Genomic DNA, 12,538 nt, shown 5'->3' with positions numbered 1-12,538 from the left:
ACTCTCGCCGCCCGATTTTTGCCGCCGCTTGCCCGGCTGGCCCAGACCACGCACAAGGACCGCGCAATGAATGAGCAAGCCATCGCCTCGCGATCAGCACCGGAAGAACTGATCCTCAGCGTCGTGAAGACGCATACCCGCTATGCCGAAGAGGATCTGATCGCCGACGCCTTGCTCCAGGAGGAGCTGGGCATAGACTCCATCATGATTGCCTACATTGGGGCGGATCTGAACAAGCTGTTTCAGGTACCGCATACCGTGGGCACCCAGGGCGTGGAAACCCTGGCCATGTTGATGGCGCGTTTTCTACCCTATCCGCTCCGCAACGATGCCACACAACTGCTGGCCCGCCTGCAGGCGGCTGCCACGGAGGATGGGGCGGAAGGTTCTGACGAGGAGGGCGAAGACACCCGCCGTGCGGTCATCCTGGACGTGGTGAAGCAGCATACCCAGTATGCCCTGGCTGATCTGCAGCCTGACGCCCTGCTGCAGGAAGACCTGGGTGTGGATTCCATTATGCTGGCCTATATCGTGGCAGACCTGAACAAGCTGTTTGAGCTGCCGGTGGCTGCCGAAGCCAGTGGCATGGAGACACTGGACAGCCTGATCGAACGGTTTGCCGCCTATCCACTAAAAGCCGGCGCAGCGGCGCGGCTGGAGGTGGGCGGGGAGACGGTGGTGGTTGAGCCGGAGACTGCTGCTGGGCAGCAAGACGCGTCTGACTACGATAGCCTGACCATGCGTGACTTTGCCGGCGACAACGGTCGCGACCTGTTTGGAAAGGTGCAGCGGTTCGCGCCTTTCCTGCGCGATCGTACGGACAAGGGGCTGTTCTGGTACGGCATGCCGTTCCGTAGCGCCTGTACCAACCGTGCCGTTATCTTCGACGAATACAGCGGCATGGAACGCGAGTTCCTGATGTTTGCCTCCAACAACTACCTGGGCCTGGCCAACGATCCCCGTGTGATTGATGCCATCGTCGATGCAACCCAGCGCTTTGGCGCCACCAATACCGGTTGCCGGCTTATCGGGGGTACCAATACCTTGCACCTGGAGCTGGAGGCCAAGCTGGCTGCCTTCAAGGGGCGTGAAGCCTGCATCGTGTTCCCGTCCGGCTACTCGGCCAATGTGGGGGTGATCTCGGCCTTGCTGGGCGGTAACGATACGGTGATCAGCGATGTCTACAACCATATGAGCATACAGGATGGCTGCAAGCTGTCTGGCGCTGCACGCCGCATCTACCAGCACAACGATATGGCCTCGCTGGAGATGGCGCTGCAGAAGGCGGACAGCCGCTCGGGCGGCAAGCTGATCGTGGCGGACGGCGTCTTCAGCATGCATGGCGATATCGCCAAGCTGCCGGAGATGGTGGCCCTGGCGCGGCAATACGATGCCCGACTGCTGATAGATGATGCACACGCTACCGGCGTGCTGGGGCGTCGGGGCTCTGGCACGGCCGAGCACTTTGGCCTGGGCCACGAGGTAGACCTGGAGGTGGGCACCATGAGCAAGGCGCTGGCCGGTATGGGGGGCTTTGTGGTGGGTGACCGTGAGGTGATCGACTACCTGCGCTTTTACGCCAACTCCTATGTTTTCGCCGCCACCATCCCGGCCGGCGTGGCTGCCGGCCTGATCCGCTCGGTGGAATTGATGGAGCAGGAACCGGAGCGGCTGGAGAGCCTGTGGGCCAATATCCGCTACCTCCGCACCGCCTTGCAGGCTGCCGGATTCAATACCGAGCACAGCGAAAGTGCCGTCATTCCCATCGTCATCGGTGATGAGCAGAAGACCATGGCCATGGGTCGGTCGGTGCGGCAGCGCGGCCTGTTCTGCCAGACCGTGGTGTTTCCTGGCGTAGCGGTGGGCGATGCGCGCTTACGTGTCAGTGTGCTCTCCACCCATACCCGCGAGGATCTGGACCAAGCTATCGCCATCTTTACCGAGGCGGCGGAGGAAAACCAGCTGTTCGCCAGGCACTAGCCATCTGCCGAAGGCTGCCCGGACCATCATGACCGGGCAGCCGCTGAAACCCGCGCTGTATTCGCTTTTTCGAACCTAGCCCGCGTCAGACCAACACCGGAAGACCCGCCATGCCACAACACCGTCAAATTGCACCGCCAGAGGCCGTGCACCAGCCCCTTGCGCGCTACGCCCGGACTAGTCCGGAGCGGCCTTTCCTGTTGGCAGAGGGGGGCGTCAGCTATGGCCGAGCGGCCGCCTGGGTGGCTGCATTGGCGAGTGAGCAGCTTGCCGATGTGGCCGAGCAAAGGGTGGCGATCTGGATGGGCAAGGGCAATCACTATGCCTTGTCCATCCTGGCCAGCCTGTATGCAGGCGCCTGCTATGTGCCGCTGGATGGCGGCCAGCCTGTGCATAGGGCTGCGGGCATCGTTGAGGATGCGCAGGCCAGGGTGCTGATAGTCGATGCCGCCCACTATGCCGAACTGCAGCTGTTGGGCGTGCCCGATTGCGTGGAGCGCCTGATCCTGCTGTTGTCGCAGGGGGAGGAGGCTCCTGATGGCGAGGATGGCAGGCTGGTGGTGGTGCGCGATGCCATGCTGCTGGACAGGGATTTGTCGCTGGATGTTGGGATGCCGGTGCCGCCCAGCCAGGTGGCCGCCATACTCTATACCTCCGGTTCGACCGGCAAGCCCAAGGGCGTCCAGCTGAGCCACCGCAACCTGTCCAACTTCATAGGCTGGTGCGGCGAGGAGCTGGCACTGAGCCAGGATGACAGGCTGCTGAACATCGCCAGCTTCAATTTTGACCTCAGCACCTTCGACCTGTTTTGCAGCCTGCTGCATGGCGCCTCGGTCTATGTGAGCCAAGAGCAGGAGCAGCAAACCCTGGGCCGTCTGGCGGATGTGCTGCGGCAGCAGCAGATTACCGTGCTGTACACCGTGCCGTCGCTGCTGGCCCTGCTGAGCCGGGCAGGTATCTGGCAGGCGCTGGCACCGCTGAGCCTGCGTTATGTGATCTTTGCCGGCGAGGTGATGCCCTTGCCGCAGCTGCAGTCGCTGGCGAGGCAGTTGCCGGCCAGTTGCCAGCTCTACAATTTCTATGGCCCGACCGAGACCAATGTGTGTCTGTATCACAAGGTCAGCGAGGCGGACCTGGCAGGATCGGCTCCGTTGCCCATAGGCCGACCCATACGGGGGGCAGAGGTCTGGCTACGCGATCAGGATGGCCGTCGCCTGGGGATGGAAGAGGGCCAGCTTGGCGAGATCTGGGTAGCGGGGGCGTGTGTCACGCCGGGCTACTGGCGGCGGCATGATGCCGTCAATGCCGAGAACCATGTGCTCAATCAGCATGCCACAGGTGACTACGGGTCGTTCCGCGATGGGGTGTTGGTCTACCACGGCCGTATGGATCGCATGCTCAAACTCAATGGCTACCGGGTAGAGCTGGGCGAGATCGAGGCGGTGCTGGCCACCCATCCCGATATCCATGAGGTGGCGGTGTTGGCGGAAGCTGGTCCTGTCGTACGGCTGATGGTCTACCTGGCGACCCGTCAGGCTGATGCCAGCATTTCGATTGCCGACCTCAAGATATTCTGCGCGACCCGTTTGCCGCGCTACATGATTCCGCATGGCTTGTGCCAGATGGCGGCATTGCCGAAAAACGCCAATGGCAAGATTGACTACCGTGCCCTGGCCGATGCCGACAAGCTGGTGAGCGCCTGATGCAGCGGACTGAAGATCACGCACCGGCGGTTGCCGTGGTGGGGATGGCCTGCCGCTATGCCGGCATAGAATCACCGGCGGCGCTGTGGCAGCGCCTGCAGATGCCAAGGCAGGTTGCCGCCGAAGGGTTGCGCCGCATGGGGTCGGTACGTGCGGAGCTGGCGCAGTTCGGTATTCCGCCCATCTACCGGGACTCCATCAACACCTTGCAGCTGCACCTGTTCGAGCTGGCGCAGCAGGCCTTGCAACAGGCGGGCCTGGCAGACGGCGGCATTGATGCCGAGTACACCGATGTGATTTTCTGCAGTGGCTTTGGACTGAACCGCGGCTACGAGAACTTTGCCCGTATACAGGCGCAGCACCTGGCCGTTGAATTTGCGACGGCGGCGGCCGGCGACGAAGGCCAGGCAGAGCTGCTGGCAGGCAAGCTGCGCCAGGGGCTGCAGCAGGATTTCTCGGCCAGCTCGCACGACAAGGTGGGTGAGATGGCCAGTTCCATCCCTGCCCGCATTGCTGGCTTCTTCAAGCTGCGCGGCCAGTCCATGGCGCTGGAGTCGCTCGATGGTGGCGGTGTTCAGGCTTTGCTGGCGGCGTGTGAGTCGTTGCGGCAGGGCCGTGCCCAGGCTGTCTTGCTGCTGGCAGGGCAGGGGCTGGAATCGGAATTGATGCTGGAAGTGCTGGCGGGCCAGGGCATTACCGCCGAGCTACCCGGCCCGACGCATGCCGAGGAAGGCTTGGGCGGGGTGGGGGAGGGCGCTTGCGCTCTGGTGCTGAAAGCCTGCCATCAGCCGGAGCCGAGGGCGCTGGCCTACCTGGGTGGGCTGTATGCCTGCCCGGCCGGTGACGAGGCTGAGCTGGCGGTGCAGCGATCGGCCTTGTGCACTGCCGACCTGGTTTATGTGGACATGCTGCGCAATTGCTGTGAAGCCCGCTACGCCACCATGCTGGCGGCGACTGCAGCCGCTGCCTACCGCAGTGATGCACAGCGCAAGTGCTATTGGGGAGCAGCCCAGAATGCCACGGGCTACACCTATGCGGCCAGCGTGCTGACCGGCATGTTGAAGGCGCTGCTGGTACTGGGACACCGCCAGGTACCGCCGTCGCGTGACCCAAGTGACGCGGTGGCTCGCCCCTTTACCGACTTACTCAACCTGATACTGCCCAGCCAGACCGTGGCCTTGGGTGGCGGCGCCATTGCGGCCATGGTGGCGGGAGAGGATCTGCGCGGTTGTGCCTTTGGCGTGCGGCTGCAAAGCGCGTTTCCTGGGGCTGCCTCAGCCACGCCCGTCGGCACGGCGCAGCAGCCTGTTGCCCTGGTCGGCATGGGGGGCTGTTTCGGTCAGGCCATAGGCCTGGATGAATACTGGGAATACCTGAGTGGTGCAGCTGACAGCTTTGGCAGCCTGGATGGGCAGCGCTTCATGCCCCAGGTTTACCGCCATGATGATCCGGCAGCCCCTGGGAGTTACTACATCGCCCGCGCCTCTGCCATGCCGCTGGGCTGGCTGGAGCGGATACAGACAGGACTGGCCGAGCAGGGCTATGGCCCTGCCCAGTTGGCGGCCTGTACGGCGGCGCAGGAGGCGGTGCGCAGCGTTCCTGCGACGGCAGTGGGGGGGCGGGTGCTGGCGGTGACTGCCTCCAACCTCACGCTGGGCGTAGAGAAGCTAGCCGCCAGCCGGTACTTCCGCCAGCAGGTGGTGGCTTGCTTCCGCAAGGTGTCACAGGCGCAGGGTCTTGCTGAGTCTGCGGTGCAGGCTGGCCTGGCTGCGGTGTCGCGACAGTGGGCTCTGCAGGGCGAGCATGCGCCGGCGCTGGAGCTGCTGGCTGCCAGTGGCATCAGCCGGCTGGTGGCGGAGCAGTTTGGATTACGCGCCCAGTGCGTGGCGGTGGAGGCAGCCTGTGCCGGCTCGCTGGCGGCTCTGGACCTGGCAGTGAACAGCCTGCGTGCTGGTCGGTGTGATGTGGCCCTGGTCAGCGGGGTGGAGTTGCCGGTCAATATCAATGACCTTTGCCTGTGTTCTTCGCAACGGATGCTGGCACCAGACCTGATTGCCACCTTCAGCAGCACGGCCAGCGGCTTCACTCCCGGCGACGGCGCCGGCACCCTGGTGTTGCGCCGAGCCGATGACTTGCCGGCTGGCCTCACAGTGCGTGCGTTGATTACCGCGCTGGCCGGCAGCACGGATGCCAAGTCGATGATTGCGCCCAATACCGAGGGGCAGGTCAAGGCCATGGAAAGGGCGCTGGTCCAGTCGCCGCACGGTACCGAGGGGATAGATTTCATCGAGACCCATGGCACGGGCACCCGGATTGGGGACCAGGTGGAGATCAGCTCACTGGCCCAGGTCTACCGCCCCCTGCCGGGGCGTATGCGCAAGCTGGGCGCGCTCAAGACCCGTTTTGGCCACTGCTTTGCCGCAGCGGGCATGGCCAGCGTGATCAAGACGGTGCTGGTCATGGAGCGGGGACAGTTGCCAGCCAATCGCCTGCGTGGCGCCGTGAATCCCGAGTTGCAGCTGGCTGAGCGAGGCTTTGATGTGCTGGCGCATACGCAGAGCTGGTCCCGACCTGCGCAGGGTCCGCGCCGCGCCGCCATCAATGCCTTTGGCACCGGCGGTATCAATTTCCATCTGCTGATGGAATCTCCTCCCATTGCCGCATCCCTTCCCGAGTAAACCATGGATTTTTCGCTTAATGCACAGCAAGCCGCCATCCAGCGCGGCATTGCCGGGATCGCCGCCGAACTGGCCGATTCCCAACTGACGCAGCGCGACCTGGCTGCGGCGTTTTCCCGACCGCTCTGGCAGGTGCTGCACCGGCACGGTTTCAGCAGCCTGTTTGTCGATACCGAGCGCGGCGGGTTGGGCTATGGCGCCCTCGATGCCGCCCTGGCCCTGGAGGCATTGGGGCAGCATTGCCAGGACACCGGCCTGGTATTCGCGCTGTCGGCCCATCTGTGTGCCTGCCTGCATCCCTTGCTCAAGTATGGCAAGCCGGCGCAGTTGGAGCGGTGGCTGCCACGCGTCATGCAGGGGCAGATAGGCGCCCATGCGGTGACCGAGGTGGAGGCCGGTTCGGATGTGTTCGCCATGCAGACCCAGGCGAAGAAGGAGGGGCCGGGCTATGTGATCAATGGCAGCAAGTGCTACATCACCAATGCGCCGGTGGCGGACTTCCTGCTGGTCCATGCCCGTACCGGCCCGGGCCAGGGTTATTTCGATTTCAGTACCTTTATCCTGCCGGCCGATGCACCGGGTGTCAGCATCAGCACGGTGCCGCACGAGAAGCTGGGGCTGCGCACGGCGGCCATGGGCGATATCCGCTTTGAACATGTCTGGGTGCCCGAGGAGGACCGTATCGGCGCCGAGGGCAGTGGTGGCCCGATCTTCCAGGTATCGATGGAGTGGGAGCGTACCTGTCTGTTTGCCCTGTACCTGGGGGTGATGCAGCGCCAGCTGGAACTTTGCGTGACCCGTAGCGAGTTGCGACAGCAGTTCGGCCAGGCCATCTCGGCCTACCAGGCTGTCAGCCACAAGCTGGTTGATATGTCGCTGCGGCTGGAGTCGGCTCGGCTGGCCATCTACAAATCGGCCTGGTTGCTGGACCAGGGCCGGCCGGACAGCGCCTGTGCGGCCATGGCCAAGCTGCTGGTGTCGGACGCGGCCATGCAGAACGGCCTGGCGGCCGTCCAGATTCATGGTGCCCAGGGAATACTCTGCGGCGAGATAGAACGGCAGTTGCGCAATGCCATGCCGGCCAGCGTGTTCTCCGGCACGACGGAAGTCCTCAAGAACAACCTTGCCCGCCAATTGCGGTCGGCAGTGTCGATACGCCAGGCATCCAGCCAATAAGAGCCGCTAACAAAACCCTTCTGGCGTTGTTGTGCGAGCTTGCCGTACCCACGTACTGCCATCGCTCGCACGCCTAGCCAGAACCGCTACGCTCGGTTTTGTTAGACGCTCTAAATACCTAGCCAAACAAGCAAGAAGGAACGAGGAAGATGGAAAAGCTGGTCGGTCAGAGTGTGATGGGTAAGGAAGCCCTGCTGCAGGCAGCCGGCCTGCTGGTGGATTTCAGCAAGGCCGAGGGCGATATGCTCTATATGGAGGGTGGCGAAGACGGCGAGGCCGGGCTGACCCCCATACTGGACATGGTGGGGGGCTTTGGTTCCACCCTGCTGGGACATAACCACCCGGAGATACGCCAGGCGCTGGAGCAATGCGTGGCGGCAGGTCGTCCCATCCATGCCCAGGGTGCACGGCGCGGCCAATCGGTGGCCTTGCGCGAAGCCTTGGCAAACAGCTTGAAGCGCCACTGCGGGCGTGATTATCAGATCGTGGTGCTCAATACCGGCACCGAGGCGGTCGAGGCGGCCATCAAGCATGCCCAGTATGAGTATGCCCGGCGCCTGCAGCGCATGGCCGACGAAGCGGCGGATAGCGTACGCATGCTGCAGATCAAGCTGGAACGGGGTGAGTTGGAGATTAGCGAGGCGTTTCTGCTGCAGTGCGAACGGGTGCTCCAGCAAGAGCCGCTGGACGACCTGGATGCGCTGCTGACAGCTTTGGCACACCGCAATCAGCAAGCCTTCAATCGCCATGAGTTTGTAGCGGCCTTCAAGGGGGCCTTCCACGGCAAGACCCGTGGTTCGTTGGCGCTGACCTGGAACCGAGATGCCCGCTTGCCCTTTATCCGCAACAATCCGGATGCGGTGTTCATTGACGATTGCGCCGCATTTGCCGACCTGCTGGCTAGCCGCCAGCAGTGTTACTACCAGTTTGCCTTTGCGCCGTTGCGGCTGGAAATACGCCAGTTCAACACCCTGGCAGCCCTGATCTATGAGCCCATACAGGGCGAGGGTGGGATTGTGGAGGTGAGTGCCGAGCGTCGCGCCCTGCTGCTGCGTATCAAGGCCGAGCACCCTGAGGTGGCCATCATTGCCGACGAAATACAGTGTGGCCTGGGCCGTTCGGGCAGCTTTCTGGAGAGCCATGCACAGGGCCTGCCCAACGACTACCTGACCTTCTCCAAATCGCTGGGTGGCGGCTACGCCAAGATATCGGCGCTGGCGATAGCCGCCGACCGCTACCGCAATGAGTTCAGCATGCTGCACAGCTCGACCTTTGCCGAGGACGATCTGTCGACCACCCTGGCCAAGCGTACGCTGGAGATCATTGAGCGTGATGGTCTGCCAGCACGCTGTGCGCAACTGGGCACCGCCCTGACAGAATCCCTGCAGGTCTTGCAGCGCAAGTGGCCTGGCGTGATCAAGGATGTGCGCGGCAAGGGCACGATGCTGGGGCTGGAATTGCAGGATCTGTCGGCTCATCCCTCGGCGGTACTGTCCAGCCTGGCGCAGGACGGCATGCTGAGCATGATCTGCGCGGGATATCTGCTGCATCGCCGGCAGATACGGGTGCTGCCTTCGCTGGGCAAGCGCGGTGTACTGCGGCTGGAGCCCTCGGCTTACTTCCGCCCTGAGTACATCCCGCAGCTGCAGGCAGGCCTGGATGATCTGTGTGCCTTGCTGGCCGGTGATGATGTGGCGGGCTTGCTGGCCTATCTGATCGAGCCCGGTGCAGCAGGGCGGCAGCCGGCCAAGGCTAGCGCCCCTTTGTTGCATCCGCAGCGCGAGCCGGCGGAGGCGGTAGCCATGGAAAAGGTGGGTTTTATCGCTCACCTGATCGACACCAGCAGTCTGCTGGAATGGGATCCGTCGCTGGCCGCCTTTGACGAGGATGAGCTGGGCCGCCTGCGGGAACAGATACAGTCCACCCTGGAGCCGCAGCGCATCGTACGGCGGCAGGTGCGCTCGCCATTGGGCAAGCAGGTGGAGGTCATACTCTACGGCATCCTGATGGATGCGGAGACGATAGAGGACGATATCCGCTTCAACAAATCGGACCGTATCCGCAAGCAGGTTCTGACTGCCTACGACCTGGCCCGCCAGGATGGCTGCTCCATGGTTGGCTTCGGCGGCTACACCTCCATCGTGACGGCCAACTGCAGTGAATTCGACTACAGCTTCCCTGCCGTAACCTCGGGTAATGCGCTGACCGTGGCGACCAGTCTGGCCACCTTGCGCCATAGTGCCGGCGCGCATGGCCTGCGCCTGGGCGAGGCCCATGTGGCGGTGGTGGGGGCCACTGGGAATATCGGCATGGTGCATGCCGCCCTGATCGCCCATGAGTGTGCCCGTCTGACCCTGGTGGGGCGTGCTGGTGCGGGATCCCGCCTGGCTGCTGTGGCTGACTATGTGGTGCGTGACCTGGCCGAGCAGGTGGAGGCTGAGGCCGCTGGTGGCGGTTTGCTCAAGCAGCGCTTTGCCCAGCATTACCAGCACGCGCTGCGCGATGGCATGGCAACCGAGACGGCACTGGTCGCCGCCATGCATCATCTGATGGCGGAAGGCCTGCTGGCCTACAGCGAGGAAACCCACAGCTGCCGGGCGGCCGATATCGTGGTCAGTGCCTCCAACAGCAGCAAGCCTTTCCTTGATGCCAGCCACTTCGCTGCTGACAAACCGGTGTTGATCAGTGATATCGCTATACCTGGGGATGTAGTCCGCGATCTGTCGCAGCAGGTGCCTAGCCTGCGGCTGATACGGGGGGGCGTGGTCAGCATGCCGCACAACCCCGATTTTGACCTGCCTGGCATACAGCTTGGCCGTGGCCAGGTTTACGCCTGTGCCGGTGAGACCCTGTTGCTGGGGCTGGCAGGCATCAAGTCAGACTACAGCAAGGGGGCGGTGACGACCCGCCAGGTACGCGAAATCGAGGCGCTGGCACGCATGCACGGGTTTGAGCTGAACCGTGAGAAGTTGGTGAGCGTGTTTTGAACCTGCACGACACCATGCTACTTGCTGAAAAGATCAAGCGCGCTGCCGATCTGGCCAGGCTGGCGCCGTCGTCGCACAACTGCCAGCCCTGGCAGGTGTGCAGCTTCGAACCGGACTTCTATTTCACCCACCTGGATCTGGTTGCCGGAGCCCATCGCGACCTGCGACAGGTGTTGGTGCTGGGGCTGGATCGCGAACGCTGCCTGACGGCCTTGCCCTCTCTGCGGCGTGAAATGCGCATGAGTGCAGGGGCCTTTGCCACGCTTTTCTATAACTTCCTGCGCTTGCAGGGCGTGATGGTGGAGGCTCGCCTGGTGCCTGAGCATAGTGCGGCGTTGACCGAGCTGGGCGCCCTGCAACTGCATCATTGCGAGCCCCTGTTGGTGTTGCTGCTGGGGGCGGTGGAGCAAGCGCCGCAAGCGGAAGCGCTGGCACGGCTGCAGCAACTGGTGGAAAGCCGGCGCACCCTGCGGACGCCTTACAAGCGGCCAGTTCGGGGCGGACCGACACCGTCGCTGCCGACCGTGCTGCCTTACCGCCTTCAGGACGACGGCCCGTTACGCTGGACACACTGCGACAACAGCATCGATATCGAGCGGCTGGCGCGGTTCGTGGGTCAGTATGCCGAGCGCGATTTCAGCGACAGCCGCGCCTGGCGGGAGACCTACCGTTATATCGACTTCTCGGCCCGCAGCGGGGCGATAGAGGGCGAGGGATTCAATATTCAGCAGCTGACCGGCCCCTTGCCGGCATGGAAGCGCTGGGCTTATCGCGCTGCGCTGGCACCTGCCCTGCTACCCCTGACGGCGAGGTTTGGCCTGACCCGCAATATCGCCAGCCAGTTGGGCGGGTTGGTACGCAACAGCGCCGCGCTGTGCTACCTGAGCTATGCCGGCAGCCCGGCCAGGGCGGCTGAGCAACAGCTACTGGCCGGCGAGGCCATGCTGGATTTATGGCTGGCTGCCACCGATAGGGGCATGGCACTGCATCCGGTCAGCGTGGTGCTACAGCACAGCGAGATACGCGAGCGGCTGGAATGCCTGCTGGCCGAGCCCGATGAGATCTGGTTCTTCGCTCGCCTGGGTGAGCCGATACAGCCGCCCACCACCGAGTTCCGCTACCGCCGCGCGGTGAGTCCGCTGGCATGTTGAGCCCAGTTTGCCACCTGCGGCGCAGCCGCACCGTGCACCCATCACCATTCCGTTGGAAAGACAGCATGGCTACATATCGCACCCTTACCGTTCCCCTGACATTGCTGCTGAGCCTCGCGGCCCATGCCAGTGCCGCGGACAGCCTGCCCCTGCAGCAATGGATCAAGCAGGCGGAGACCATACTGCGCGGTGATACTTCGGCCGCCATCATGAGCATGAAGATCAAGAAGGAAGCCTATCAGCGCGAGTATGACCTGATGGTGCTGACGGACGACAGGGCAGAGTCGAGCAAGGTTCTGATCAAGATGCTGGGACCGGCACTGTGGCGCGGCAATGCCACGGTGAAGGTGGACGACAAGATCAGTTTCTACGACCCACGCAACAGCCGGGTCACGGTCATGGGCAGCTCCATGCTGGGTGACAACTGGATGGGCAGCCACTTCAGCAATGACGACCTGATGCGGGAGACGGATCTGTCACGCCACTACGACTACCAGTTGCTGCAGCAACAGACCGGGCAGGAGGAGGGCATAGGGGCGGTCCGCCACTACACCATCAAGCTCAGCCCCAAGCCGACTGCACCCGTGGCCTGGGGCAAGGTGGTGTACCAGCTGTACCTGGATGGTCAGCAACGCGCATATCCCAAGCAGCTTGATTACTTCCAGCGTGCTGACGACGCGCAGGCTGCGCGCACGCTCAGCTATTCGGCGCTTAAGGCCATGGACGGCAAGACCGTGCCTACCCGCATGACCATGCTGCTGCCGGCCAAGCGGGGTGAGTTCACCGAGATCGAGTATCGCAAGCTGAAGTTCAACGTGAAGGTGTCCGCCGAGAACTTCGGCGAACGCGCCTTGCAATAGGAG

The 12,538-nt window shown here is 63.4% G+C and carries 7 protein-coding genes; all 7 read left to right on the top strand.

Going from position 1 to position 12,538, the window contains the following annotated elements:
* Window positions 1-66: 66 nt before the first annotated feature.
* The 7 genes from QWZ03_RS14030 to QWZ03_RS14000 all read left to right on the top strand — a co-directional run bounded on the left by QWZ03_RS14030 (window position 67) and on the right by QWZ03_RS14000 (window position 12,535).
* Window positions 67-1,980 (top strand): aminotransferase class I/II-fold pyridoxal phosphate-dependent enzyme, encoded by a 1,914-nt coding sequence (locus QWZ03_RS14030; protein WP_290333294.1) that lies wholly within the window; start codon window positions 67-69, stop codon window positions 1,978-1,980.
* 110 nt (window positions 1,981-2,090) lie between these two features.
* A complete protein-coding gene (locus QWZ03_RS14025; protein WP_290333293.1) occupies window positions 2,091-3,683 on the top strand; it encodes an amino acid adenylation domain-containing protein in 1,593 nt (530 codons plus the stop codon).
* Complete coding sequence (locus tag QWZ03_RS14020) at window positions 3,683-6,361, top strand: polyketide synthase (protein ID WP_290333292.1); 2,679 nt, start codon at window positions 3,683-3,685, stop codon at window positions 6,359-6,361. The genes QWZ03_RS14025 and QWZ03_RS14020 overlap by 1 nt, the downstream gene beginning before the upstream one ends.
* Before the next feature lie 3 nt (window positions 6,362-6,364).
* Window positions 6,365-7,537: an acyl-CoA dehydrogenase family protein gene (locus QWZ03_RS14015; protein WP_290333291.1), complete on the top strand. Its 1,173-nt coding sequence runs from the start codon at window positions 6,365-6,367 to the stop codon at window positions 7,535-7,537.
* Window positions 7,538-7,686: 149 nt separating this feature from the next.
* Window positions 7,687-10,524, top strand: a complete 2,838-nt coding sequence (locus QWZ03_RS14010; RefSeq protein WP_290333290.1) for an aminotransferase class III-fold pyridoxal phosphate-dependent enzyme — start codon at window positions 7,687-7,689, stop codon at window positions 10,522-10,524.
* 14 nt (window positions 10,525-10,538) lie between these two features.
* A complete protein-coding gene (locus tag QWZ03_RS14005; protein ID WP_290333289.1) occupies window positions 10,539-11,675 on the top strand; it encodes a nitroreductase family protein in 1,137 nt (378 codons plus the stop codon).
* A 65-nt stretch (window positions 11,676-11,740) separates the two neighbouring features.
* Window positions 11,741-12,535 (top strand): outer membrane lipoprotein-sorting protein, encoded by a 795-nt coding sequence (locus QWZ03_RS14000; protein WP_290333288.1) that lies wholly within the window; start codon window positions 11,741-11,743, stop codon window positions 12,533-12,535.
* Window positions 12,536-12,538 lie beyond the last annotated feature (3 nt).

Origin of the sequence: Chitinimonas viridis, from assembly GCF_030409555.1 — a bacterium.
Lineage (GTDB): Bacteria > Pseudomonadota > Gammaproteobacteria > Burkholderiales > Chitinimonadaceae > Chitinimonas > Chitinimonas viridis.
This window is presented reverse-complemented; position numbering and strand designations above follow the sequence as displayed.